The following is a 24603-nucleotide window of genomic DNA, read 5'->3' on the forward strand; positions in this document are numbered from 1 at the left end:
GGAGTGGTGGCATGCAATTCAAGAAACTGAGTGATCAAGCGCTGGCCGGCAAGCGGGTGCTGATTCGCGTCGACATGAACGTGCCGGTCAAGGACGGTGTGATTGGCGACGATACCCGTATCCGCGCCTCCTTGCCGTCGATTGAGCTGGCGCTGGCACAGGGTGCATCGGTGTTGCTGATGACCCATCTGGGCCGCCCGACCGAAGGTGAGCTCAAGCCGGAAGACAGCTTGGCCCCGGTGGTCGCCCGCCTGGCTGAGCTGCTGGGCAAGCCGGTGCGGCTGGTGGCCGACTGGCAGCAACACGGCGTGTCGCTGGCAGCCGGTGAAGTCGCCATGCTGGAGAACGTGCGCTGCAATGTCGGTGAAAAGAAGAACAGCGATGCACTGGGGCAGGCCTATGCCGCGCTGTGTGATGTGTTCGTGAACGATGCCTTTGGTACCGCCCACCGTGCCGAGGCTTCCACCCACGCCGTTGCCAAGTTTGCCCCGGTCGCCTGCGCCGGGGTGCTGCTGGCGGCGGAACTGGACGCTCTGGGCAAGGCGCTGGCACAACCGGCTCGCCCGCTGGTCGCCATCGTGGCGGGCTCCAAGGTCTCCACCAAGCTGACCATCCTGGAGGCACTGGCCGACAAGGTAGACCAGTTGATCGTCGGCGGTGGTATCGCCAACACCTTCCTGCTGGCTGAAGGCCACCAGATCGGCAAGTCGCTGGCCGAGCCGGACCTGCTGGATGCAGCCCGAGCCGTCATTCAGAAGCTGCGCGCCCGCGGTGGCAAGGTGCCTCTGCCGCAAGATGTGGTGGTGGCCAGCGAATTCAGCGCCACGGCCACGGCCACGGTGAAGCCGCTGGCGGCCGTCGGGGCCGACGAGATGATCCTCGATATTGGCCCGAACGCCGCCAATGAGCTGGCCGAGCTGATTGCCCATGCCGGTACGGTGGTGTGGAATGGCCCGGTCGGCGTGTTTGAATTTGATCAGTTTGGCAAGGGCACCGAAACGCTGGCACGCGCCATTGCCGATAGCGCGGCCTTCTCGATTGCCGGTGGCGGCGACACGCTGGCGGCGGTGGCCAAGTATGGCATTACCGAGCAGGTATCCTATATTTCCACCGGTGGCGGCGCCTTCCTCGAGTTCCTCGAAGGCAAGGTGCTGCCGGCGGTGGACATCCTGCAACAGCGCGCCTGATCAACGGCCTATCGGATGTGGTCTGCCTGATATGGCAGACCACTTGCAGTGGTCCCATAGCGGTCTGCTTGGCGGCAGGCGGGCCAGTGGTACAATACGCCACAGCAAGCAGCATACCACTCGACTGAAATCGTGCGGTTGCCCCTCCCCCGCCGCAAGGCACGGGGCACCGCCAACCCCGGAGATTCGCATGCCTCTCGTATCCATGCGCCAGTTGCTCGACCACGCTGCCGAGCACAGCTATGGTCTGCCCGCTTTCAACGTCAACAATCTGGAACAGATGCGCGCCATCATGGAAGCGGCCGATAAGACCGACAGCCCGGTGATCGTGCAGGCTTCCGCCGGTGCCCGCAAATACGCGGGTGCACCGTTTCTGCGCCACCTGATTCTGGCGGCGGTAGAAGAGTTTCCGCATATCCCGGTGGTAATGCATCAGGACCACGGCACCAGTCCGGCCATTTGCCAGCGCTCGATCCAGCTGGGCTTCAGTTCGGTGATGATGGACGGCTCGCTGGCTGAAGATGGCAAAACCCCGACTGACTACGACTATAACGTGCGGGTGACCCGTACCACCGTTGAAATGGCTCACGCCTGCGGCGTGTCGGTGGAAGGTGAAATCGGTTGCCTGGGCTCGCTGGAAACCGGCATGGCCGGTGAGGAAGATGGCGTGGGTGCCGAAGGCACGCTGGACCATTCACAGCTGCTGACCGACCCGGAAGAGGCCGCCCGTTTTGTGCGCGACACCCAGGTGGATGCGCTGGCGATCGCCATTGGCACCAGCCACGGCGCCTACAAGTTCAGCCGCCCGCCGACCGGCGACATCCTGGCAATTGACCGCATCAAGGCCATCCACGCCCGCATCCCCAACACCCATCTGGTGATGCACGGCAGTTCCAGCGTGCCGCAGGACTGGCTGGCGGTGATCAACGAGTTTGGTGGCCAGATTCCGGAAACCTACGGCGTGCCGGTCGAAGAGATCGTGGAAGGCATCAAGCACGGCGTACGCAAGGTCAATATCGACACTGACCTGCGCCTGGCGTCCACCGGCGCTATCCGCCGCTTCCTCGCCAAGAACCCGGCCGAATTCGACCCGCGCAAGTACCTGAAGGAAACCGTCACCGCCATGCGTGACATCTGCGTGGCCCGCTACGAAGCGTTTGGTGCCGCCGGGCAGGCCAGCAAGATCAAAGCCCTGTCGCTTGATGCCATGGCCAGCCGCTACGCCAAGGGCGAGCTGGCAGCGGTCGTTCGCTGACCCTTTCCACTCACCCGCCGGGCGGCGCATCCGCCCGGCGGGTTTCGCTCGTCCTTGTCCCCCGCTATAATACGGCTGCATTTTTTAGTCGGACCAATCAAATGGGATGTTGGTCAGGCCGGGAAACTGTTTTTTAGCGACACCTGACAACATAACAAGGATTGAGGACAAATGAGTATCGGCATCGGCGGCAGTACGCCCGAAGCAGCACTGGCCCGACTGTCAGACATGACAGCGGGTGCACGCCCTATTGAGCAGGCCGAGTATCAGGCCCGCATCGCCAAGGCCCAGGCTTATATGCAGGCGAACGGTATCGACGCCGTCTATCTGCATGCCGGGACCGACCTGTATTATTTTACCGGTACCCGCTGGAACCCCAGCGAGCGCATGGTCGGCGCCTTGCTGCCCGCACAAGGGCCCGTGCGTTACATCTCGCCCTGGTTTGAGATTGGCACCCTGCGCGACTACATGGCGGTGGAGGGTGAAGTGCTGGCCTGGCATGAGCACGAGAGCCCGTATGCGCTATTTGTACGCATGCTGGATACACTGCCTGCTCAGGGTCGTCGCCCGGTGATCGGTTTGAGCGAAAGCACACCGTTCTTTGTGGTCAATGGCATACAGAAGCTGACCTCCGCCCATGATTTTGTGGACGCCAAGCCGGTGACGGCACATTGCCGTACCTGCAAATCCCCCGCCGAAATTGCACTGATGCAACGCGCCAAGGACATGACACTGGAAGTGCACAAGGCCGTCGCCAGCATCCTGCATGAAGGCATCACCACGACCGAGGTAGAAGCCTTCATTGAAGCGGCGCATCGCAAGGTCGGCGCCAACGGCTCCTACTTCTGCATCGTGCTGTTTGGCGAGGCCAGCGCGTTCCCGCACGGCGTGAAGTACCCGCAGACGCTGAAGCAAGGCGATATGGTGCTGATCGACACCGGCTGCAAATTGCACAGCTACATCTCGGACATCACCCGCAGCTACGTGTTCGGCGAGGCCAGCCCACGCCAGCGTGAGATCTGGAATGCCGAAAAAGCCGCACAGGCTGCAGCCTTCAAGGCGGCGCAGCTGGGTGTGCCGTGCAAGGAGGTGGATGCCGCTGCACGCCGCTGTCTGGCCGCCCACGGCCTGAGCGCCGGTTACGACCTGCCAGGTCTGCCGCACCGTACCGGCCACGGTATCGGGCTGGACATCCACGAGTGGCCGTACCTGGTCGGCAGCGATGATACCCCGCTGCAGGTTGGCATGTGCTTCAGTAACGAGCCAATGATCTGTGTGCCCGGCGAATTCGGCATCCGTCTGGAAGACCACTTCTACATGAGCGAAGACGGCCCGCGCTGGTTCACCCAGCCATCGCACAGTATCGACGATCCGTTCGGCCTGGCCGCCTGAGTCAGTCCAGCAAACGAACCCGCCGCCCCGGTGGCGCGGGTTCACGGTCTGGTAGCGGGCCGGTATAGTCAGCCCGCGGCCGGATCGGCTGCCCTTGCGCCACCTGCTCCAGTGCATGCGCCAGCCAGCCGACGCTTCGCCCCAGGGCAAACAGGGTGAACGCCGCATCCTGCGGCCATTGCCAGTGCCGTGCCAAGGCCACCAGACCAAAGTCCAGGCTGGGCGGTGCGGCCCCTGCGGCCTGCATCTCCTGCACCAGCTGCACCCCAGCGTCCGACATCGGCAGGGTAGCCAGCATCAGGCGTGCCCGCGGGTCGCCTTGCGGGTACAGGGGATGTCCCCACCCCACCGACGCTTGTCCTGCCGCCGCCTGCAACGCCACCCGCCGCGCCACTGTTTCCGTTGGTAGCTGCGCCCACCAGGTGGCCACCTCACGGGTCGCGCCGCCGTGCCGGGCCCCACTCAGTGCCGCCATCGCCCCCAGCAGTACCGCCGCCAAATCAGCCCCGGTTGCCGCAATGCAGCGCGCGGTAAAGCTGGAGGGGTTCAGTTCATGGTCAGCACACAGCACCAGCGCCAGCCGGATGGCCTCAGCCGATTCCGGCCGCTCCCAGGCCTCTGCACACCAGTGGTGCAGGGCGAGCCCTGGGTCGCCCTGCCCCAGCAGTGCTTGGGCCACCGTGCGCACCAAGCCCATCGCCGAGACCGGTAGCAAGGAGAACTGCCCCACACAACGCGCCAGTGCCGCCCACACATCCAGCCCCTGCAAGGCGGCTGGAGCACGGCACTGCGCCCAGTCCTCCCCCGGCACCTGCCACAGCAAACGGGCGACGTCCTCCAGCGTAGCCTGCTGTGCCAGCAGGGTGACCGCACGCCCCCGGTAATACAGCTCCCCCGCCTGCACCAGCGTCAGCGCGGATTGCAGCACCGGCTGGCCCCAGTCCAGCGAGCGGGCCGCCGCTGCGCGGCCACTGCGCGCCTGCTGCCGTGCACGCAAGCGCACCAGCTCCTTCACCGCATAGCGGTGATGACGGCCCTGCTCGCGCGGGTGCAGCCAGCCCCGGCTGACGTAGGCGTAGAGGGTGGCACGGCTCACCCCCAGCCATGCGGCAGCAGTCTTGGCGTCCAGCCAGTCGGTATCAGGGAGGTCAGGTTGATTCATTACATCAAGATTGACCGTTTCCGCAGCGCTGCGCAATAGTGCGCATGCATGCAACTCCCCGCCCGGGCGGATCCATCGCAATAGGGGATGACATCATGAATTACGATTTTGGTTTAACCGCGACCGACTACGCTACCCACCGCGCGGGCTTTCCGCCGGACCTGTTTGCCCGCCTGCAACCTTATGGCATCGGCCTGAAAGGCCAGCGCTTGCTGGATCTGGCAACGGGTACCGGCACACTGGCCCGAGGCTTTGCCCTGCGCGGCTGCCGCGTCAGCGGGCTGGACATAGCAGCACCCATGATGGCGCAAGCACGCGAACTGGACCAGCGTGCCGGGGTGGTGGTGGACTACCACCTGGGTCGCGCCGAGGCGACCGGTCTGCCTGAAGGGTCATTTGACGTGGTCACCGCCGGACAGAGCTGGCACTGGTTTGACGCCCGGCTGGCAACGCAGGAAATTCTGCGTCTACTGCGGCTCGGCGGTGCGGTCCTGATTGCCAGCTTCGACTGGTTGCCGCGCCCGGGCAATCTGGTCGCCGCCATGGAGGCGCTGGTCAAACAGCATAACCCAGCGTGGGACAAAGATGGTGGTTGCGGCATCCACCCAGGCCGCCTCAACGATCTGCTGGACGCAGGCTTTGTCGGGCTGGACAGCTTCAGTTTTGATCTGGACGTTCCTTACACGCCCGAGGCCTGGCGTGGTCGCATCCGGGCCAGCGCGGGGGTAGGGGCTTCGCTGCCACCCGACGCGGTAGCCCGCTTTGACGACGCCCATGCCCTACTGTTACAAGCCCACTTTCCGCAAGCCGTTCTGCAAGTACCCCATCGGGTGTTTGCCGTCATCGCCCGCAAGCCTTTTGCGACATAAATTCACATCTTTCCGGGCCAGGAACCGCTAAACTGTTAGGGCTCACTTCTGAAAGTTGCCTCATGCCGTCCGATGAAGCCCTGATGTTTGACTTGGCCCCAGTTTCCTTGTGGCTGGAAGATTTTAGTGCCGTTCACGCTCATTTCCAGCAGCTTCGAAGCAACGGGGTCACCGACCTGCAAGCCTGGCTGGATGAAGTGCCTGAGCGGCGAACCGAGTGTGCTCGCCGCATTCAGGTACTGAAGGTGAATCAAGCCACCTTGAAGCTGTTTGAAGCGGACAGTTTCGAACAGCTCACCGCCAATCTGGACCAGGTCTTCCGTAACGGCATGCAGGGCAGCATGTCCGAGCTACAGCAATTGTGGGACGGCAAGACCACGCTGCACCAGCGCACCATCAACTACACCCTCAGCGGCAAGCCGCTGGACATTCAACTGCAAGCCACCATTCTGCCCGGACATGAGGCAAACTGGTCACGGGTGCTGTTGTCGATCGAAAACATCACCGCCCTGTGTCAGGCACAAGAGCGGCTGGCACAAAGCGAGGCGTATACCCGGGGCTTATTCGAGCACTCACCGGTCTCGCTATGGGTGGAAGACTTCAGCGCCGTCAAGATTCTGCTGGATGAAGTGCGTGAAGCCGGTATCACCGATTTCCGGGTGTTTACCGATGTGCACCCGGAGTTTGTCGATCGCTGCATGCGCGAGATTCGCGTCAGTGACGTGAACCGACAGACACTGGAGATGTTCTGCGCCCCCGACAAGACCACGCTGCTGGCTCGTCTGGGTGATATTTTCCGTGATGACATGCGGCGCAACTTCACTGAACAGCTGATCGACCTGTGGCAGGGCAAGCTGTTCCAGCAGCGCGAGGTGGTCAACTACGCGCTGGATGGCAGTATCCGCCATATCTACATGCAGTTTTCCGTCTTGCCCGGCTATGAGCGGGACTGGTCACTGGTGCAGGTGGCGCTGACCGATATCTCCGCCCGCAAGAAGGCAGAAGCCTATCTGGAATTTCTCGGCAAGCACGATGTGCTGACCAAACTGTATAACCGTTCTTACTATGCAGACGAGCTGAACCGCCTGCAGCGGCGCGGCCCCTTCCCGGTGACCGTACTGATTGTGGACCTCAATAGTCTGAAGCAGACCAACGACCTGCTGGGCCATGCCGCTGGCGATGCCTTGCTGCGCCGGGTGGGTGAAGTGTTGAACAAGGCCGTGGACCGGCCTGCTTCTGCTGCCCGTATTGGCGGCGATGAGTTTGTGCTGCTGTTGCCTGGTACGGATGAGGCGGGCGGTAAAAACATGGTCGAGCAGCTGGACCGGCTGGTCCAGCTCAATAACCAGTTCTACCCCGGCACCCCCTTGGCACTGTCCATGGGTGTGGCCACCTGCCATGAAGGCGGCCAGCTGGAACAGACCATTCACGAAGCAGACACCCGCATGTACGAAGCCAAGCGGGCCTACCACAGCGGACTGCAGGATCGGCGAGACGAGACGCCGTAAGTCTTTGACCGGCGACCCGCAACAAGGGGAAAGTCCAGGCCGATGCTGGCCCGGCACGCCCCCGCCGACGGCGCGCCAGCGCCCGTCCACTACTGGGCGGAGGCGATACCCTGCTGCATGGAAGCCGCTTGCTGATCCACCGTCTGCTGCACGCCTTGCGCCTTTTCCAGCGCCTTGCGATCGCCATCAAACAGCCGGTCTTCCGGCTTTTGCTCACGCTGGCAGCCCGTCAGCAGGGTCAGCACCAGCATACCGCCCAGTATTGCGCGCATCCCGTCCCCCTTAACCTACACGCTTCGGCAGCACATCCCGCAAGGTATCCGCTGCCTTGCGGATCATGTCTTCCGTCGTCGCCCAGTCCACACAGCCATCGGTCACCGAGCAGCCGTACTTCAACTGGCTGAGGTCCGCCGGAATCGGCTGATTACCTGCTTGCAGGTGGCTCTCGATCATCACCCCGACGATCGAGCGGTTGCCCTCACGTACCTGGTGTACGCAATCGGTCAGTACCAGCGGCTGCAGCTCATATTTTTTATAGGAATTGCCATGTGAGCAATCCACCACAATGCTTTGTGCCAGCCCGGCCTTTTTCAGCGCGGTCTCGGCAATCGCCACGCTGACCGAATCATAGTTGGGCCGCCCACCACCACCGCGTAACACCAGATGGCCGTAAGCATTGCCGCGGGTGCGGATCACGCTGGAGCGACCCTGGCCATTGATGCCGAGAAAGCTGTGCGGGCTGGCGGCTGACAAAATGGCATTCACGGCGGCATCGAGCGAGCCATCGGTACCGTTCTTGAACCCGACCGGCGTGGACAGGCCAGACGACATCTCACGGTGGGTCTGCGATTCCGAGGTCCGTGCGCCAATCGCGGTCCAGGCAATCAGGTCACCCAGGTACTGCGGCGAAATCGGGTCCAGCGCCTCGGTGGCAGCAGGCAGGCCCAGCTCAGCCACGTCCAGCAGGAAACGCCGGCCTCGCTCCATGCCTTCTTCGATATGGAAGGAGTCATCCATGCGCGGGTCGTTGATAAAACCCTTCCAGCCGGTCGAGGTACGCGGTTTTTCAAAATACACCCGCATCACCAGCAGCAGGGTGTCGCCCACCTCCTCCGCCAGTCGCTTCAGCCGTGCGGCGTATTCGAGCCCGGCTTCCGGGTCGTGGATGGAACAGGGGCCGACCACCACAAACAGGCGCGGGTCTTGCCGGTCCAAAATACGCTTGAGGTCTTGCCGCCCTTGCGCCACCACCTGCGCCGCACGCTCGGTCAGCGGTACCCGCTGGTGGATCGACTCCGGCGAGGGCATGTCGTCAAACGACAGGATATTCAGGTTTTCCAGATTCTGCATGTTCACTCACTTTACTGCACGGGTGCCGTCTGCTGACGTTTGCGCCAGACCCGACCCACCGCCATCACCAGCAGGCAGGGTAACCACACCCATACCAGCTCACTCAAAATCACCACCACGCCGCGCGGGCTGAAGAAGCCCACCCCGATCGGCGATACGCGGATCGGTCGCCACGGCAGAAAAAAACGTTCGTTGCTGAATGGGGCCAGCCAGGCCACGCCCAGCCCCCCGGAGGTCATGGCGTCCAGCACACTGTGCGACAGGCAGCAGACCGTACCGAATCCCCACAGCGCAGCAAAGCCGGCACGCTGCCGCAGCAGCCAGGCAAAGACGAAGCCTGCCAGCACCGCAAACAGGATGGAATGGCTCAGCCCCCGGTGCCCCAGCATGTGCTCATATGGGATACGCAGCACAAAGCTGAGTACATCGGCATCTGGCAGCATGGTCAGCAGCACACCGCCCAACAGGACGCTGCGCTGTGCGGGCAGGCTAGACAGCCAAGGCCGGAGCGCCAACGCAACAGCGGGATGGGTAAACAGGGTGGCCATGCCACACTTCCTCAGTAGACGAGCTTACCCTTATAGCATGCCACTGCGGGCTGCGCCATGCTCTGGCGCAGCCCGCAGCCGCGCCCCTTAAAACCTGACCAAAGCCTCGCGAGCGAGGGTGAGGCAAGGCGAGAACAGCTGAGGAAGCGGAGTTTACTCGATGTAAATGAGCATTCCGAAGCTGTTTTCAACACCGCATCACCGTCGCGCAGCAGGCTATGGACAGGTTTTCAGCCGCTGTTGCGCAACCCTGCCGCCACCCCATTAATGGTCTGCAAAATGGCCAGCTTCACCATCGGCTCTTCATCCCCGCCGCGCAAACGCTTGAGCAGGTCCACCTGAATGTGCGACAGCGCGTCCAGATACGGCAGGCGGGTGTTCAGACTGCGCGCCAGGGTCGGGTTCCCGGCCAGCAGCGCTTCATGCCCGGTGATGCGCAACACAGCAGCAATGGTCCGCTCGCGTTCCGCCACCAGCGTGCCGAAAACGCGTTGCGACAGCGCCTTGTCAGTCACCAGCTCAGCATAACGACCGGCAATCACCAGATTGGTCTTGGCCAGCACCTGCTCCATATTGGACAGCACCGTCTTGAAGAACGGCCACTCGCGGTACATCCGGCCCAGCAAAACCCAGCCTTCGTCACCGCGCTGCTCGACGAAGCGGGCAACGGCACTGCCGAGCCCATACCAGCCCGGAATCATCAGCCGCGATTGTGACCAGCTGAACACCCAGGGGATCGCGCGCAGCGAACTGATGCCCTTGAAGCCGCCGCGCGCTACCGGGCGGCTGCCAATATTCAGTGCCGCAATCTCGGCAATCGGCGTGGCTTGTGAGAAATAGGTCTCGAAACCCTCGGTTTCGTACACCAGCCCACGGTAGGCGCGGAATGAGGCATTGGACAACTCGGCCATGGCCTCCAGCCAGCCGGGATCGGTCGGGTCAGTGGGCGGGTGCAGCAGGCTGGCCTCCAATGAAGCCGTCAGCAGGGTTTCCAGATTGCGGTAGCCAATCTCGGCGTTGGCGTACTTGGAGGCGATCACCTCACCTTGCTCGGTGATGCGAATCTGCCCGCGCACCGTACCCGCCGGTTGCGCCAGAATCGCCTCATGGCTGGGGCCTCCACCGCGCCCTACCGAACCACCGCGGCCGTGGAACAGGCGAAGCTTGACCCCTGCGGCATCGCAAACCTGCACCAGCGCCACCTCGGCCTGATACAGCTCCCAGTTGGAGGTCAGATAGCCGCCATCCTTGTTGCTGTCAGAATAACCCAGCATGATTTCCTGGGTACCGCGCTTGCTGTCCACCAGCGCGCGGTAGAACGGCAGCTCGAACAGGGAGCGCATGATGCCCGCACTGCGCTGCAGGTCGTCGATGGTTTCGAACAGCGGCACCACCATCAGCTCGGTCTTCGGCGTTGGCAGCAACTGCAGCATGCCGCACTCTTTCTGGATCAGCGCCACTTCCAGCACATCCGACGCACTGTTGGCGTTGGAAATGATGCCGTGGACGATGGCATCCTTGCCGAATTGCTGACGAATGTCGCGGATGGCGTCGAAAATCGCCAGCTCCTTGGCGGTTTCTTCGCCATAGGCAAAGTAGGGCGAACGCAGCGGGCGGGGTGAAGTCAGCTCACGCAACAACACCCGCAGGCGGGCGGTTTCGTCCAGCGCCGGGTAGTGCTCCAGCCCGGCAGCCGCCAGCAGCTCGCTGACCACCCGCTCATGCACGCCAGAGTGCTGGCGTACGTCGATGGTCGCCAGATGGAAGCCAAATATCTGGATCGCCCGCTGCAGACGCGCCAGCGTCCCCTCGGTCAGCCAGCCACTCTGATGCGACTCCAGCGAATGCTCCACCACCGCCAGATCGGCAAGGAAAGCCGCCGGAGTGGCATACGCTTCCGCCCCTTCACAAAAGGTACGCACCCCATCCAGCCCCAGCGCCAGCGCCTTGGCGGCCAGCTTTTGCCGGATCGCCATCAGCGCCAGGCGGTAGGGCTCGTCTTTGCGGCTTTCCGGCTGCTGTACCGAGCTGGCGGCCAGTGCAGCCAGATCGTGCGTCACGTTGACCTCACGTGAGGACAGCATCAGCCGCGATTCCAGTCGCGACAACAAATCAAAATAATGGCGGAAGGCTACTTCAGCCTGCACCTTGAAGGCGTAGCGCAGCACTTCGGCGTTGACAAAGGGGTTGCCATCGCGGTCACCGCCAATCCAGCTGCCCATTCGGAAAAAGGCAGGCAGCTCGACTGGGGCACCCAGCTGCTGGCCGAGCGCTGCTTCCAGATTCTGGTACAGCGCGGGCAACTGCTGCAGGAAGGTGTAATCGTAATAGGCGAGGCCGTTGCGAATCTCGTCGAATACCGTCAGCTTGAAGCTGCGAATCTCGGACGACTGCCACAAGGTCATCACCAGGCGACGCAGGGCTGCGGTATTGGCGTCCATCTCCTCTGGCGTCAGCCACGGGTTGCTGCGCACGGTCAGCAGGCGGGCGATCTCGCGCTCACAATCCAGCACACTCTTGCGCTGCACTTCGGTGGGGTGCGCGGTCAGCACCGGCGACAGCCAGCCATTTTGCAGGAGCTCGAGCACGCTGCCTGGCGTCACTTGTTGCTCCTGCAGCCGCTGCATCACATGCGGCAAGCTGCCGACCTGTGGCGCGGAGCCTTCAATGCGGTGAATGCGGCGGCGACGGTTGTGGTGCAGGTCTTCGGCAATATTGGACAGGTGGGAGAAGTAGGCGAATGCCCGCACCAGCGCCACGGTATTGCCATGCGACAGCTGGGTCAGTTCGGCTTCCAGCGCCGCGCGCTGGGTGGGATCTGCATCCCCCAAGGCATGCGCAGTTTCACGGATGCGGGTAATGGTGGCCCCGGTTTCCACCCCTTCCACACAGGCCAGCACTTCCAGCAACAGGCGATCCAGCAGGGCAATATCGTCCTGCAGGGGTCCATCCTTGTCACGCCGCAACTTGACTTCTGCTTCTTCCCGCACCTTGCATCCCCCCGATTCTGCGTGATGCGGCCTTGCGGCATCACCACCACGCCCGGTGCCTTTTCGGCACCTTCATTACATAAAAAACACCTCTTATGATGTAATCAAACTACAAGCCGTATCTTGACGAAAATATTGCAACGCGGCAAAGGTTTTTTTGCTTGCGCCAGCGCAAGCCGTTGCCGATTTGCTGCATGGTACAATGAGACTGTCAGTTCACCTTTAACAGTTGATCATCAAGGACTTTTTCATGTCTTTCCCCGACCGCCTCGTCATCGCCACCCGTGAAAGCCCGCTGGCGTTGTGGCAGGCGGAACACGTGCGTCATCTGCTGCAAACGCAATATCCGGGGCTGCAGGTTGAACTGCTGGGCATGACCACCCAGGGCGACCGCATTCTGGATGTCAGTCTGTCAAAAATTGGTGGCAAAGGCCTGTTCGTCAAGGAGCTGGAACTGGCCATGCAGGAAGGCCGTGCCGATCTGGCCGTGCACTCGATGAAAGACGTCCCCATGCTGCTGCCGGAGGGCTTTGCCCTGCCCGCCATTCTGCAGCGGGAGGAACCCTTTGATGCGCTGGTATCCAACCAGTATGACAGTCTGGCAGCGCTGCCGGCCGGCGCCGTAGTTGGCACCTCCAGCCTGCGGCGGGAAAGCCAGCTGCGTGCGCAGTACCCGCATCTGCGTATCGAACCCTTGCGCGGCAATCTGGGCACCCGCCTGCGCAAGCTGGATGAAGGCCAGTACGCCGCCATCATCCTGGCCGTCGCCGGGCTGAAGCGGCTGGGGCTGGCAGAACGCATCCGGGCCGTCTTGCCGCCGGAGCAAAGCCTGCCCGCCGTCGGCCAAGGCGCAATTGGCATTGAATGCCGCAGTGATCGCCCTGAGCTGATCACGCTGCTGGCCGGGCTGGATCACGCCGCCACCTCGGCCTGCGTGCAAGCAGAGCGCGCCATGAGCCGCAAGCTGGGTGGCAGCTGTCAGGTGCCGCTAGGGGGATTTGCGGTACTGGAGGGGGATCAGCTGTGGCTGCGCGGTTTCGTGGCCCAAGCCGATGGCCAGCAAGTGCTGCGCACCGAGCAGCGCGGTCGTATGACAGACGCAACACAACTGGGTGAAGCCGCCGCAATGGCACTGATTGCGCAGGGCGCGGATGCTATCATGGCAGCATTGAGTCTGCCCTGACTGGACTTCGGTGAACCCACCCCTGCACCACCGCCGTATTGTCGTTACCCGCCCGGCAGCACAAGCCAGCGCCCTGATGCAATCCATCCGGGAGCTGGGGGGGGAACCCCTGCTGTTGCCCTTGCTGGTGATCGAGCCGCTACCTGATCCGCATCAGCTGCGCCAGGCGGCGGAAACGCTGTCTACTGCCCGTTTCGCCATCTTCGTCAGCCCCAATGCCGTCGAGCAGGCCCTGCCGCTGCTGCTGGCACACGGCAGCTGGCCAGAAGGGGTGCAAGCTGTGGCCATTGGCCCGGGTACCGCGCACGCCTTGCAGCAAGCCCACATCACGGATGTACTGTGCCCACGCCAGCAGTACGACAGCCAAGGTGTGCTGGCCCTGCCTGAACTGCAGTCGGTGGACGGGCAGCGAATCCTGATCTTCCGTGGCGAAGACGGCAAGGCGGAGCTGGGTGATGGCTTGCAAGCGCGCGGGGCGCAGGTAGAGTACATTCCCTGCTACCGTCGACTGCTGCCACAGGATACCGCACAGCACCTGGCCGACCTGCTGAGCAGTGACCCGCCGGATGCTTTTATCGTCACCAGCAGTGAGGCGGCCCGCCATCTGTTCAGCTCAGCTGGAGAAAGCCTGCTCAAGCAGCTACAATCCATCCCGATCGGTGTCACCCATCCGCAAATTGGGGATACCGTGCGGGCACACGGCGGCAGCGCTGTCGAAGCCGGCAGCGGTGGTGACCTCGCCTTGTTGAAGGCTTTGTCTGCCGCGCTGGATGTGCCGCCCCCACCCGTGACCACTGGCCGTACTGTGATGCCTGAACCGACACCTGCTTCTCCCGTACAACCACAACGCCCCGGCCTGGGTGAGCGACTGGTTGAGCGGATCAACCCGACCTTGCTGGTAGCCCTGGTGGCCCTCGGCATCCTGATCTGGCAATGGCGCGACAACAGCCTGCAACTGAGCCAGCTCAGGAGTGAGGTCGGTCTGCGACTGGCCGAAACCGGCGCCTTTCAGAAGCAAAGCCGTGACCTGATTGAGCGTATTGAGCGCGCGCGTATTGAGGAGCGCTCACGCCTGGTCACGCTGGAAACCCGCATGGCCGAATCACAAAGCCAGCAGGCGACCCTGGCCGCCTTGTACCAGAACCTGAACCAGCACCGTGACAGCCTGCTGCTGGCGGAAGTCGAACAGCTGCTGATGGCTGCCAGCCAGCAATTGCAGATTGCCAACGACCCGCGCGCCGCGCTGGTAGCACTGGAAGGAGCCCAGTCGCGGCTGGCGCTGGAGGATAATCCCAAGTTCCTGCCGCTGCGGCAGAGCGTGGGCAAAGATATTGCCACCCTCAAGACCTTGCCCAATGTGGATACCGTCAACCTGACCATGCGGCTGGATGCCATGCTGGCCGTGGTGGACAACCTGCCCTTCAGCATCGACAGCCGCCCACAGCAGGCGCCAAAGCTGCCCAACGTCAAGGAAGAACCGGACAGCCTGTCCAAGGAAATTTGGGGCGAAATCAAGCAGCTGATCCGTATCCGCCGTATCGACAAGCCGGATGCCCCACTGCTGCCCGCCGAGCAGACCTATTTTGTGCGCGAGAACATGAAGCTGCGCCTGCTGTCCGCCCGCACCGCCTTGCAACAGCGCGACGAAAACGTGTTCCGCACTGACCTGCAAGCCGTGCGCCAGAGCCTGCAGGGCTTCTTTGATACCCAGTCGATGGACGTGAAGCAGAGCCTGACCCAGCTGAACCAGATGCTGGCCACGCCGCTGCAAGTCAAATTGCCCGATCTGACGGCCAGCCTGAGCGCACTCGGCAGCCTGAAAACCTTGCAAGAGCAGGAGCTCACTGCAGGAGCCCACCCATGAGGGCGCTGTTCTGGACCCTGCTGCTGTTTGTGCTGGCGGTGGTGCTGGCCCTGCTCAGCCGGGTCAACACCGGCTATGCCATCCTGATTGTGCCGCCTTATCGCATCGACATCAGCTTCAACACCTTTGTATTCCTGACGGTGCTGGCTTTCATTGTCGCCTATTTCATCATCCGTGCTGCTGCCACCACACTGGCGCTGCCGCAGAAAGTGCGCGACTACCACCGCAGCAAGCGGCGCAACGCGGCACAGAAGTCGCTGCTGGATGCACTGCTAGCCTACTTTGAAGGTCGCTACTCGCGCGCCGAGCGGCTGGCTTCGCAAACGCTGGAGCTGGAAGAATCGCCACAGTCACGCGCCATCAGTGCGCTGCTGGCCGCCGCGGCAGCGGATTCGATCAAGAATACCGACAAGCGTGATGCCTATCTGGCGCGCAGTGAACTGGCTACGCCAGATACCCACCTCGCCCGGCTGATGGTGCAAGCCTCGCTGCAACTGAAAGCGCATCGCTACGAAGAAGCGCTGGAAACCCTGCATACCGCCAAGAATATTGCGCCCAAGCTGACCACTGCCCTGCGGCTGGAACTGACCGCTCGCCAGCAATTGGGCCAGTTTGCCCATGTGCTGCCGCTGATTGCCCAACTGGAAAAGAGTGAGGCGATCAACCCGGTGCAAGCCGAGCAGTTGCGCAAACATGCGTTCACCCGCCAGCTGCGGGACGAGGTACAGGAGCTGGTGCTGTTCCGCCGCTTCTGGAACAAGCTGCCGGCTGACTACCGGCTGGACAGCAAGATGGCCTTGACAGCGGCTCGCAAGCTGACCGACTGGCAACAGTGGCAAGACAGCCGGGAAGTGTTGACCCAGGCACTGCAGCATGGCTGGGAGCCTGCACTGGTGCTGGCACTGAGCCAGTTGCCCACGGACGCACCGGCTGATGAAGTGCTGGCGCGGGTGCAGCAGGCCGAAGCCTGGCTGGAGCAACACCCGCAGGATGCCAGCCTGCTGCTGGCATTGGGTCGCCTCTGCCGCCAGCAGCAGCTTTGGGGCAAGGCCCGCAGCTATCTGGAAGCCAGCCTGGCCGTCGCCCCCTCTGCGGTCACCCATATTGAGCTGGCTCGCCTGCTGACCCAGCTGGATGAGGCCAGCACCGCACAGCTGCATTTTGAGGCCGCCGCCAGCGCCGTGGAGCAGGCACTGGCCGATCAGGACGACTGAGCCCGCCGCCCGGACCACCAGACCAGACTGGCCGCCCCGCTGATCAACACGGCGGCCAGCCCGACCTGCCCACTCAGTGGCCGCCCGGTCCACAGATGCAGGGCCACGGTAGACAGCAGCGGTGTCAGGTTAGCCAGCACCCCGATCCGGCGTGGATCGCCTTGCTTCAGCGCGCGATCCCACAGGTAAAAGGCCGCGCCCATCGGCCCCAGACCCAACAGCAGCAGACTCACACCATCTACCGTCCGCCACACCACCGCAGGCTCCCACAGCCCGTGGCAGAGCAAGGCCAGCGCAGCGGATACCATGCAAAAACCGCCAACCGCCGCTGTCGGGAATGGAGGTACCCGACGACTGGCCAGTGAGTAGCTCGCCCAGACCAAGGCCGAACAGCCGGCCAACGCAAAGCCGACGCCACTGCCCTGCAGGCTGAACTGTCGCCCGCCAACAATGGCCAGCGCCGCTCCGGCAAAGCCCAGCACCGCCGCCAGCACATGCACGGCCCGCAAGCGGTGCCCCGGCAGAAACAGGGGCGTCAGCAATACAATCAGCAAAGGCCATAGGTAGTTGATCAGATTGGCCTCAATCGGTGGCGCGTGGCGTAACGCCATGAACAGCAGGAAATGGAAACCGAACAGGCCATACACCCCCAGCAGCAAGGTGCGCAGCGGTACCCGCCATTGCCGCCAGTGCGGCAGGCTCAACAGTCCCCCCAGCAGCAGGGAAAGGCCCGTCAACAAGAAAGGCGGCCAGTGCGCCAGCGCCAGCCCCAGTACCGCCAGGCTGGCCCACAGGATGATGGCCATCAGCGCCCACAGCATGGTGTTCTCCTTGGCAAAAACCCCATGCTAGCGTGGCAGGACGGGGCGGATCGTCGCAAGGCTAGGATGGGGTGCCGATTTTGTGCGTATCTGGCCACAGGTCACGGGCGCGCACCCCATCGCTGCGCCGCAAGGCGGCGGTGAGGGCGGAGGGTGAGGCATACCCCACCTGTGCCGCTACCGCAGCCACCGCCATACCCTGCTGTAAACGCTGCCGGGCGGCCTGCAAACGCAGCTGACGTAACCAGGATTGCGGGGTGAGTCCAGTATGCTGGCGGAAGCAATCGTGAAAATGCGGCACGGACCAGCCGCAGAGCTGGGCCAGTTCGGCCACCGTAATCGGCCGGTGCAGATGGGCGCTCACCCAGTGGCCCAGTGCGTCCAGCGGCAGGGTTGCCGTACGCGTGGGGGATTGATGCCAGCACAGCACACCCGCAACGGCAGCCTGCAGCCCGACATGGTCGGGGCGCTGCTGCAAGGCCTGTTGCAGCTGCTGCAGCAAGGGCCGCAAGGCGGCAGGCCAGCCAAACGCGGTCGGGCGGCGTGGAAAGACTTCCACCGGCAAATCCAGCACCAGACACTGATTGTTCTGATAGCCCGCAAAGTCATGGCGGCTCTGCGGCGGGATCCACACCCCGCTGCCCGGCAATACCCGGTACAGATGCCCCTCCACTTCCAGCTCCAGCGCACCCTGTAGGCAGCACAGCCATTGGCTGAACGCATGGGCATGGCTGCCATGGCTGGCCGCATAGTGACGAAGCGCAGCCTGACTCATTCAACCCTCCGGCCGCTGCGCGCAGGTGACACGGGCTTGCCCGGCCAGATCATGGTGCAAACGGATTTGTTGCCAACCCGCTTGCTGCAACAAGGCAGGCACCGTCTCGCCCTGGTCATAACCGTGCTCGACCAGCAACCAGCCGCCGGGGCGCAGGCAGGCCTTCGCCTGCTGGGCCAGTGCGCGGTAAGCCTGCAAGCCATCGGCACCATCGGTCAAGGCATTGGCGGGTTCATAGCGCAGGTCGCCCTGCTGCAGGTGGGGGTCACCCAGCGGGATATAGGGCGGGTTGCTGACAATGGCATCAAACCGCTGCCCGGTGACGGCACTCAGATAGTCGCTGCGCACAAACCGTACGGAGGCGCCCAACTGCCTGGCATTGTGCTGCGCCACCTGCAAGGCGGCATCGGACAGGTCCAGTGCTGTCAGCTGCCACTGTGGCCGCTCCAGTGCCAGCGTAATGGCGATACAGCCGCTGCCGGTGCCCACATCCAGCACCTGCAGCGGTGCATCAGCCGGCAGATGGGCCAGTGCCTGTTCGATCAGCAGCTCGGTATCCGGGCGCGGGATCAGCACGGCGGGCGTGACGCGGAAGGGCCGCCCGTAGAATTCGCGGCACTCCAGCAAGTAAGCAATCGGCTCTCCGGCCAGCCGACGCTGCACCAGCGTGGCAAAATCGAGCCGGGCGTCGCTCGAGATGGGTTCCCCGCCATGGGCCACCAGCCAGGCATGGTTGACCTGCAATACCTGCTGCAGCAGCAGGCGCGCCTCCAGCCGGGGCAGGCCGCAATGGCGCAGCAGCTGATCGAGGCTATCGTCACTCACAGCAGGAACACGGTCGCCAGACCGAGGAAGATGAAAAAGCCGCCCGAGTCGGTACACGCGGTGATCATCACCGAAGACCCCATGGCGGGATCCCGTCCCAGCTTGACCAGGGTCATCGGGATCATCACCCCCATGAAGGCGGCCAGCATCAGGTTCAAGGTCATGGCGGCGGTCATCACCAACCCCAGCAAGGGACTACCATACAGCGCGTAGGCCACCACGCCGATCAAGCCGCCCCAGATCACCCCGTTGGCCAGGCTGACGCCGATTTCCTTTTTCAGCATCCAGCGCGCGCTGTCCGGATGCAGCTGATCCAGCGCCATGGCGCGCACGATCATGGTGATGGTCTGGTTGCCGGAATTGCCGCCGATCCCCGCTACAATCGGCATCAGCGCTGCCAGCGCCACCAGTTTTTCGATGGAACCTTCAAACAGGCCAATTACCCGGGATGCCACAAAGGCGGTCACCAGATTGATGGCCAGCCAGGCCCAGCGGTTCTTCACCGAGCGCCACACCCCGGCAAAGATATCCTCTTCCTCCTTCAAACCGGCCAGATTCAGCATCTCGCTGTCAGATTCTTCCCGAATTACGTCCACCATCGCATCAATGGTCAGCCGTCCGCACAGTTTGCCGGTGGCATCCACCACCGGGGCGGAAATCAGGTCATACCGCTCGAAGGCTTGCGCCGCATCGCTGACGTCATCCCCGGGCGAGAAGGTGACCGGATCATCCGCCATCACCTCCAGCACGCGCTTGTCCGGATCATTCAGCAGCAGACGCTTGAGTGGCAGTACCCCTTGCAGCAAGCCCGCCTGGTCGACCACAAACAGCTTGTCGGTGTGGTCTGGCAGCTCATCGAAACGGCGCAGGTAGCGCAACACCACTTCCAGCGACACATCATCGCGGATGGTGACCATTTCGAAGTCCATCAGCGCGCCGACCTGATCGTCCTCGTAAGACAGGGCCGATTGCAGCCGCTCGCGCTCCTGGGCGTCGAGGCCGGTCATCAGCTCGGCCACCACGTCTTCTGGCAAATCGGGGGCCAGATCGGCCAGCTCGTCCGCATCCAGCGATTCGGCCGCCGCCAGCAACTCCTGATCGTCCATGTCGGCGATCAGTGATTCCCGTACCGAGTCGGAGACTTCCAGCAGGATGTCGCCGTCACGCTCGGCCTTGACCATATGCCAGACGGTCAGACGGTCGGCCAGCGGCAGCGCTTCGAGAATGTGTGCCACGTCCGCCGAATGCAAGGCATCCAGCCGCTTTTGCAGCTCGGTGAGATGCTGGCGATGGACCAGGGTTTCCACCAGATCCTGATGCGGGCCGGATTGCTTGTGAATCAGGTCCTCAACCAGCTTGTGCTTGTGCAGCAGGGCAACCACTTGTTTCAGGTTGTCCTGCAGGCTTTCCTGCGGTTTTTGTTCGAGTTCGGTGGTCATGACGCCAAGCTCCGCCCCATCGGGGGCTGCAGCTCAACGCCCGAAGGGATCAACGACGATGTTGCAAGGGGAACGCGTAACTGCGTTTACTGGGTAAGTCCATTGGGGTCGTACACATCCTTCTGGGCGGCCGATTGCCGCGTGATACTGCCATTGTAGCATTGAACCTGTGTTGCAACACAGCAACGTCATGCAGGCCGTGGCCAGCGCAGCTCAACCAGTAACCCGCCTTCGTCGGCCTGCGCCAGACGCAATTGCGCACCTTGTTCACGGGCAATCCGCGCCACAATGGCCAGCCCCAGTCCGCTGCCGCCATCGCCGCCGCGCGCCGCATTGCCGCGCTCAAACGGCTGTAGTAACCGGGCCCACTCCGCCTCCGGAATACCCTGCCCATGGTCACGTATCTGCAGCCAGACCTGCTGCGCATCCTGCCCGGTTTGTACGATGACCGGTGGCGCGCCATAGCGGAAGGCATTGTCCAGCAGATTACCCAGCAGGCGGCTCATCGCCAGCGGCTGCAGTGTCAACCTCGGCAGCGCTTCCACCGCCAGCTGCAGCTGCAATTGTCCCAAGGGGTATTTGTCCGGCAACGGTCGCAGCAGTTCATGCAGATCGGTCACCTCCGCCCGTTCTTTGGGGCCGCCACCGATATAGATCATGAATTGCTGCACGATGCGTTCCATATCCTGCAGGTCGCCCAGCATGCCGTCGCGCAGGCTGTCGTCATGCATCATTTCAACCGCCAGCCGCATCCGGGTCAGCGGGGTACGCAGGTCATGGCTGATGCCCGCCAGCATCAGCCGTCGGGCATCGTCAGCATCGCGCAGCGAAGTCACCATCTGGTTGAACTGATCCGTCAGCAGCCGCAGCTCTTGCGGGCCGCTCGACACCAGCAGCGGCGGTGACTGTCCTTCCGCCAGCAACTTGCTGGCCATCCCCAGTGCGCGCAGGGGCCGGTTCAAACGCCAGACAAAGAAGGACGCACCCAACATGGCAAACAGGGTAAAGCTGCTGATACCCACCAGCAACGGCCAGCGCCGTTCATTGCGAATACGCCCAAGCGGGATGGACAACCAGTACGGGCGCTCCAGCACATCGACTTGCAGCCACAAACGCCAGTTGGGCTGGCGCTGGACGCGCACGGCATGGATAGGAAGCTGGTCCGCTTGCAGCTGCCGCACAATCGCCTGCTCTTGCGCCGGGATATTGTTGTCTGCAGGCGGATCAGCCTCACTCAGTGGATACAGGTTGGGACCATAAGGCCGGTTGTAGGCACGCAGCCATTGTGCCCGCTGCGCCTCCGGCACGGCCTCCAGCTGCCCCTCCAGTTCGGACAAGGTATCCAGCACCTGTTCACTCAGCTGCCCTGCCACCAGATTTTGCCGGTAGTAGCGCAACACGCCCCAGGCAAACCATTGCGACAACAGCAGGGTCACGATGACCACAACAGCCAGTCGGCCAAACAGGGTGCGCGGCATCCAGCGCTGCAGGTTCAGGCGTTTCATGTCTGCATGATACGACCAAGCCGCCCGCTTTGCCGATCTGCCACATGCCGCAGTTGTAAATCGCTGTAACGCAGGCCATGTGGCCGCTCACTTTTTTACAGCCCGTACCCGCTCCGACACAACTGGCTTACACGCGGACCGCAGACTGCAGGCCATGGCAAACGCCATATCACCCTTAAGACCACACAGGAGCTACACATGAAACACATTCTGTTGATGAGTGCCCTCACCCTCTCGCTCACCTCGCTGCTGGCCCATGCCGAGCGTGAACCCGCACCGCAGGCCGATCACCCCACGTCCATCAATGACCGCCAGCAAGAGCAGCGCGAGCGCATTGAACAGGGTGTGAAAAGTGGCGAACTGACCTGGCACGAAACCGCCCGCCTGGCCCGTGAGCAGCGGCACATCAAACGGGAAGAGGCCCGCTATCGTGCAGATGGCGAGTTGACCGCCCGCGAGCGTGCGGATTTGCAGCGCGATCTGAACAAAGCCTCCCGCGATATCCATGGGCAGAAGCATGATGCGCAGGACCGTGATCGCAACGGTGGCCGCCGTCGCTGAGCGGACCATCTGTAAATACCTGTAACCCTGACCCGCCAGCGGTACGCCTTTTTACAAAGCCCACCCTGGCGGACACAAAGTACTTACAGCGCTGGCGCACACTGATCCCGTATTCACCCGATCCGGAGTTTAAAATCATGAAGACCTCCCTGCTGCTGTTGTCCCTGCTGCTGGCTTTTGGCGTGGCTCGGGCCGAAGACACCCCGACACAAAATGAGGCGCCAAAGACCCTGGAGCAGCGTGAACAACAATTGCAATCGCAAATTGAGCGCGGCCTGCAAAATGGCAACCTGACACAGGCTGAAGCTGATCGGCTGAAAGCCGAGCTGGACCGCATCAAGAAACGGGAAGCCGAGCTGCGGGCTGACGGCACCCTCACCGGGCAGGAACGTGCCCGGTTGGAGCATCGCCTTAATGAGTTGAAACATGACATTCAGCATGAAAAGCGGGATGCCAAGCGTAGCCAGCACCAAGGTGAGGGCCAGGAAGGTGAGCATCAGGGCCGCGGTGAGCACAAGGATGGTGAGCACGGTGGCCGGGGCGGGGACAAAGGCGGCAAAGGCAAAGGCGGCTAAGCGCAGCCTTACCCAGCCCCCCCGGCTGTGCACGCAGCCGGGGGGGGGCTGGGGCATTCAAGCCCGTCTGTACATCGAAGACCAGCCGCCTTCAAGGTGTGGTAGTCGCACCATCCGGAACAAACACATAGCCGAAGCCCCACACGGTCTGGATAAAGCCCGGCTGCGACGGGTCGGCCTCAATCAGTTTGCGCAGGCGTGAAATCTGCACATCGACACTGCGATCAAACGCTTCAAATTCCCGGCCACGAGACAGCTCCAGCAAGCGCTCACGCGACAGCGGATGACGCGGATGCATCGCCAGCACTTTGAGCAAGCTGAATTCCGCTTGCGACAACGGAATCTCAACGTCATTGCGGAACAACTTGCGTTGCCCTGCATCCAGCCGGTAATCGGCAAAGACATAGACCTCTTCCGGATCCAGCGCCGCCGCCAGCGCGGGCACCTCCGCCTGACGCCGCAGTACCGCCTGGATGCGAGCCAGCAATTCCCGCGGATTGAACGGTTTGGGCAGGTAGTCATCCGCCCCCATCTCCAGTCCGATGATGCGGTCCACGTCGTCACCACGGGCGGTCAACATGATGATGGGCAAATTGTCGTTGCGCGCACGAATTTTGCGGCACACCGACAAACCATCTTCACCCGGTAGCATCAAGTCCAGGATCAACAGATGCGGGCGTCGCTGCTGCAGCCGTTTTTCCAGCTGGCTGGCGTCTGCATAGACGTCAACGTCAAAGCCCTGCTCGGTGAGGTAGCGGGTCAACAGCTCGCGAATGCGGGCATCGTCATCAATCAACAGCAGGCGTCGGGATGGGCTTGTCATGCCTTGTACTGTAGGGGAGCCGGCTGCGTTCTGCCAAGCCCCTGTTGCACCCCAAGCGTAAAAAGCCTGTGGTAAACAGCGGTCAGGTTACAGCTTTTTACACGGTTCCCACAGCGCGACACAATGCAGATACACTCCTGCATCATACTGCCTTCATCCCGTTTTCCGCCTTGCACCCGAGTCTGACCATGCGCGCCCGCCCCTTGCTTGCCATGCTGCTGTTGCTTGCCTCTTTTGGCAGCACGGCGCATGCAGAAACGCCGGATCAGGGCAGCAATCTGCCGCCCAAACTGGCTGAGCGCTGGCAATTGCGTGAGAAGCGCCTGCAGCAAGCGCTGGAAAATGGCGACATCACCCCGGAGGCCGCCGCGCGGCTACGGGAACGCTGGGCACGGCAGGCGGCCACCATTGAAAAGACGCGGGGTCAGCTTCTGGACGGCAAACCGTCGGGGAGCAAACCCGGCAAGCCCCAGCCAGAGAGCCTGCAGCCGCAACCGGAAACCCCGGTGCTGGATAATCTGCCAGCCCGTAAAGCCCTGCGCGAAGCCCGCAAAGCGAAGGAAGCACAAAAGACAGAAGCGGATGCAGAAGGACAACGAGGCCGCGAGGGCGGTGGCCAGCGTGGGCGCAATGGTGGGGGTTCCGACCGCGGGGGTCGTGATGGTGGAGGGCACGGCGGCGGCAAAGGCAAAGGCTGAGCCGTCGGCAGCAAACAAAACGCCCCGGCGCAAACCGGGGCGTTTTGTCATCCTGCAGC

22 protein-coding genes are annotated in these 24603 nt (G+C 62.7%); 11 read left to right on the plus strand and 11 right to left on the minus strand.

Going from position 1 to position 24603, the window contains the following annotated elements; genetic code table 11:
* The first annotated feature begins 11 nt into the window (after nt 1–11).
* The 3 genes from HF682_RS14625 to HF682_RS14635 all read left to right on the plus strand — a co-directional run bounded on the left by HF682_RS14625 (nt 12) and on the right by HF682_RS14635 (nt 3834).
* Nucleotides 12–1187, plus strand: coding sequence for a phosphoglycerate kinase (locus tag HF682_RS14625; RefSeq protein ID WP_168878051.1), 1176 nt, complete (start codon nt 12–14; stop codon nt 1185–1187).
* A 190-nt stretch (nt 1188–1377) separates the two neighbouring features.
* Nucleotides 1378–2442, plus strand: coding sequence for a class II fructose-bisphosphate aldolase (gene fba / locus HF682_RS14630; RefSeq protein ID WP_168878052.1), 1065 nt, complete (start codon nt 1378–1380; stop codon nt 2440–2442).
* Between the two features lie 171 nt (nt 2443–2613).
* On the plus strand, nt 2614–3834 hold the full coding sequence (locus HF682_RS14635) for a M24 family metallopeptidase (RefSeq protein ID WP_168878053.1): 1221 nt from the start codon (nt 2614–2616) through the stop codon (nt 3832–3834).
* A 1-nt stretch (nt 3835) separates the two neighbouring features.
* Here the strand turns inward: HF682_RS14635 and HF682_RS14640 are convergent, their stop codons facing one another.
* Entirely contained in the window at nt 3836–4996 is a 1161-nt protein-coding gene (locus HF682_RS14640) for a citrate synthase family protein (RefSeq protein WP_168878054.1), read from the minus strand.
* Between the two features lie 95 nt (nt 4997–5091).
* Between HF682_RS14640 and HF682_RS14645 the strand changes: the two genes are divergently transcribed.
* Together HF682_RS14645 and HF682_RS14650 are read left to right on the plus strand one after the other, a co-directional pair.
* Nucleotides 5092–5865, plus strand: a complete 774-nt coding sequence (locus tag HF682_RS14645) for a class I SAM-dependent methyltransferase (protein ID WP_168878055.1) — start codon at nt 5092–5094, stop codon at nt 5863–5865.
* A gap of 83 nt (nt 5866–5948) precedes the next feature.
* Nucleotides 5949–7373: a sensor domain-containing diguanylate cyclase gene (locus HF682_RS14650; RefSeq protein ID WP_240947283.1), complete on the plus strand. Its 1425-nt coding sequence runs from the start codon at nt 5949–5951 to the stop codon at nt 7371–7373.
* A gap of 89 nt (nt 7374–7462) precedes the next feature.
* Here HF682_RS14650 and HF682_RS14655 read toward each other — a convergent pair whose 3' ends face one another.
* The 4 genes from HF682_RS14655 to ppc all read right to left on the minus strand — a co-directional run bounded on the left by HF682_RS14655 (nt 7463) and on the right by ppc (nt 12261).
* Nucleotides 7463–7645, minus strand: coding sequence for a hypothetical protein (locus tag HF682_RS14655; RefSeq protein ID WP_168878057.1), 183 nt, complete (start codon nt 7643–7645; stop codon nt 7463–7465).
* 10 nt (nt 7646–7655) lie between these two features.
* A complete protein-coding gene (locus HF682_RS14660) occupies nt 7656–8723 on the minus strand; it encodes a 3-deoxy-7-phosphoheptulonate synthase (protein WP_168878058.1) in 1068 nt (355 codons plus the stop codon).
* Between the two features lie 11 nt (nt 8724–8734).
* Nucleotides 8735–9271, minus strand: a complete 537-nt coding sequence (locus HF682_RS14665; RefSeq protein WP_168878059.1) for a metal-dependent hydrolase — start codon at nt 9269–9271, stop codon at nt 8735–8737.
* Between the two features lie 230 nt (nt 9272–9501).
* The gene (gene ppc / locus HF682_RS14670; RefSeq protein ID WP_308418747.1) at nt 9502–12261 is read right to left on the minus strand and encodes a phosphoenolpyruvate carboxylase; all 2760 of its coding nucleotides are present in this window, start codon (nt 12259–12261) and stop codon (nt 9502–9504) included.
* 250 nt (nt 12262–12511) lie between these two features.
* Between ppc and hemC the strand changes: the two genes are divergently transcribed.
* The 3 genes from hemC to HF682_RS14685 are packed head-to-tail and all read left to right on the plus strand — an operon-like array spanning nt 12512 to nt 16522.
* Complete coding sequence (gene hemC, locus HF682_RS14675; protein WP_168878060.1) at nt 12512–13444, plus strand: hydroxymethylbilane synthase; 933 nt, start codon at nt 12512–12514, stop codon at nt 13442–13444.
* Nucleotides 13445–13454: 10 nt separating this feature from the next.
* Nucleotides 13455–15308: a uroporphyrinogen-III C-methyltransferase gene (locus HF682_RS14680; RefSeq protein ID WP_168878061.1), complete on the plus strand. Its 1854-nt coding sequence runs from the start codon at nt 13455–13457 to the stop codon at nt 15306–15308.
* Nucleotides 15305–16522 carry a heme biosynthesis HemY N-terminal domain-containing protein gene (locus HF682_RS14685; protein WP_168878062.1) on the plus strand — a complete coding sequence of 406 codons (1218 nt, stop codon included), beginning with the start codon at nt 15305–15307 and terminating at the stop codon, nt 16520–16522. The genes HF682_RS14680 and HF682_RS14685 overlap by 4 nt, the downstream gene beginning before the upstream one ends.
* On the opposite strand, the gene HF682_RS14690 is transcribed toward HF682_RS14685, so the two are convergent.
* The 5 genes from HF682_RS14690 to HF682_RS14710 form a co-directional block, all read right to left on the minus strand.
* Nucleotides 16510–17343 (minus strand): DMT family transporter, encoded by an 834-nt coding sequence (locus HF682_RS14690; protein WP_168878063.1) that lies wholly within the window; start codon nt 17341–17343, stop codon nt 16510–16512. The two genes, HF682_RS14685 and HF682_RS14690, sit on opposite strands and share 13 nt — an antisense overlap.
* Before the next feature lie 61 nt (nt 17344–17404).
* Nucleotides 17405–18118 (minus strand): helix-turn-helix domain-containing protein, encoded by a 714-nt coding sequence (locus HF682_RS14695; protein ID WP_168878064.1) that lies wholly within the window; start codon nt 18116–18118, stop codon nt 17405–17407.
* On the minus strand, nt 18119–18943 hold the full coding sequence (gene prmC, locus HF682_RS14700; RefSeq protein ID WP_168878065.1) for a peptide chain release factor N(5)-glutamine methyltransferase: 825 nt from the start codon (nt 18941–18943) through the stop codon (nt 18119–18121).
* Entirely contained in the window at nt 18940–20382 is a 1443-nt protein-coding gene (gene mgtE, locus HF682_RS14705) for a magnesium transporter (RefSeq protein ID WP_168878066.1), read from the minus strand. Before mgtE ends, prmC begins: the two co-directional genes overlap by 4 nt.
* A 188-nt stretch (nt 20383–20570) precedes the next feature.
* Nucleotides 20571–21887 (minus strand): ATP-binding protein, encoded by a 1317-nt coding sequence (locus HF682_RS14710; RefSeq protein WP_168878067.1) that lies wholly within the window; start codon nt 21885–21887, stop codon nt 20571–20573.
* 198 nt (nt 21888–22085) lie between these two features.
* On the opposite strand from HF682_RS14710, the gene HF682_RS14715 reads away from it, so the two are divergent.
* Both HF682_RS14715 and HF682_RS14720 read left to right on the plus strand, forming a co-directional pair.
* Complete coding sequence (locus HF682_RS14715) at nt 22086–22448, plus strand: hypothetical protein (RefSeq protein WP_168878068.1); 363 nt, start codon at nt 22086–22088, stop codon at nt 22446–22448.
* Nucleotides 22449–22585: 137 nt separating this feature from the next.
* On the plus strand, nt 22586–23023 hold the full coding sequence (locus HF682_RS14720; RefSeq protein ID WP_168878069.1) for a hypothetical protein: 438 nt from the start codon (nt 22586–22588) through the stop codon (nt 23021–23023).
* Nucleotides 23024–23114: 91 nt separating this feature from the next.
* Here HF682_RS14720 and ompR read toward each other — a convergent pair whose 3' ends face one another.
* The gene (gene ompR / locus HF682_RS14725) at nt 23115–23846 is read right to left on the minus strand and encodes an osmolarity response regulator transcription factor OmpR (protein WP_168878070.1); all 732 of its coding nucleotides are present in this window, start codon (nt 23844–23846) and stop codon (nt 23115–23117) included.
* A gap of 188 nt (nt 23847–24034) precedes the next feature.
* On the opposite strand from ompR, the gene HF682_RS14730 reads away from it, so the two are divergent.
* Entirely contained in the window at nt 24035–24544 is a 510-nt protein-coding gene (locus tag HF682_RS14730) for a hypothetical protein (protein ID WP_168878071.1), read from the plus strand.
* Nucleotides 24545–24603: the final 59 nt, after the last annotated feature.

This window comes from Leeia aquatica (genome assembly GCF_012641365.1).
Classification (GTDB): domain Bacteria; phylum Pseudomonadota; class Gammaproteobacteria; order Burkholderiales; family Leeiaceae; genus Leeia; species Leeia aquatica.

Coding starts and splice junctions, on each gene's coding strand:
- HF682_RS14625 (WP_168878051.1), top strand. CDS start 12: ATGCAATTCAAGAAACTGAGTGATCAAGCGCTGGCCGGCAAGCGGGTG.
- fba (WP_168878052.1), top strand. CDS start 1,378: ATGCCTCTCGTATCCATGCGCCAGTTGCTCGACCACGCTGCCGAGCAC.
- HF682_RS14635 (WP_168878053.1), top strand. CDS start 2,614: ATGAGTATCGGCATCGGCGGCAGTACGCCCGAAGCAGCACTGGCCCGA.
- HF682_RS14640 (WP_168878054.1), bottom strand. CDS start 4,996: ATGAATCAACCTGACCTCCCTGATACCGACTGGCTGGACGCCAAGACT.
- HF682_RS14645 (WP_168878055.1), top strand. CDS start 5,092: ATGAATTACGATTTTGGTTTAACCGCGACCGACTACGCTACCCACCGC.
- HF682_RS14650 (WP_240947283.1), top strand. CDS start 5,949: ATGTTTGACTTGGCCCCAGTTTCCTTGTGGCTGGAAGATTTTAGTGCC.
- HF682_RS14655 (WP_168878057.1), bottom strand. CDS start 7,645: ATGCGCGCAATACTGGGCGGTATGCTGGTGCTGACCCTGCTGACGGGC.
- HF682_RS14660 (WP_168878058.1), bottom strand. CDS start 8,723: ATGCAGAATCTGGAAAACCTGAATATCCTGTCGTTTGACGACATGCCC.
- HF682_RS14665 (WP_168878059.1), bottom strand. CDS start 9,271: ATGGCCACCCTGTTTACCCATCCCGCTGTTGCGTTGGCGCTCCGGCCT.
- hemC (WP_168878060.1), top strand. CDS start 12,512: ATGTCTTTCCCCGACCGCCTCGTCATCGCCACCCGTGAAAGCCCGCTG.
- HF682_RS14685 (WP_168878062.1), top strand. CDS start 15,305: ATGAGGGCGCTGTTCTGGACCCTGCTGCTGTTTGTGCTGGCGGTGGTG.
- HF682_RS14690 (WP_168878063.1), bottom strand. CDS start 17,343: ATGCTGTGGGCGCTGATGGCCATCATCCTGTGGGCCAGCCTGGCGGTA.
- HF682_RS14695 (WP_168878064.1), bottom strand. CDS start 18,118: ATGAGTCAGGCTGCGCTTCGTCACTATGCGGCCAGCCATGGCAGCCAT.
- mgtE (WP_168878066.1), bottom strand. CDS start 20,382: ATGACCACCGAACTCGAACAAAAACCGCAGGAAAGCCTGCAGGACAAC.
- HF682_RS14710 (WP_168878067.1), bottom strand. CDS start 21,887: ATGAAACGCCTGAACCTGCAGCGCTGGATGCCGCGCACCCTGTTTGGC.
- HF682_RS14715 (WP_168878068.1), top strand. CDS start 22,086: ATGAAACACATTCTGTTGATGAGTGCCCTCACCCTCTCGCTCACCTCG.
- HF682_RS14720 (WP_168878069.1), top strand. CDS start 22,586: ATGAAGACCTCCCTGCTGCTGTTGTCCCTGCTGCTGGCTTTTGGCGTG.
- ompR (WP_168878070.1), bottom strand. CDS start 23,846: ATGACAAGCCCATCCCGACGCCTGCTGTTGATTGATGACGATGCCCGC.
- HF682_RS14730 (WP_168878071.1), top strand. CDS start 24,035: ATGCGCGCCCGCCCCTTGCTTGCCATGCTGCTGTTGCTTGCCTCTTTT.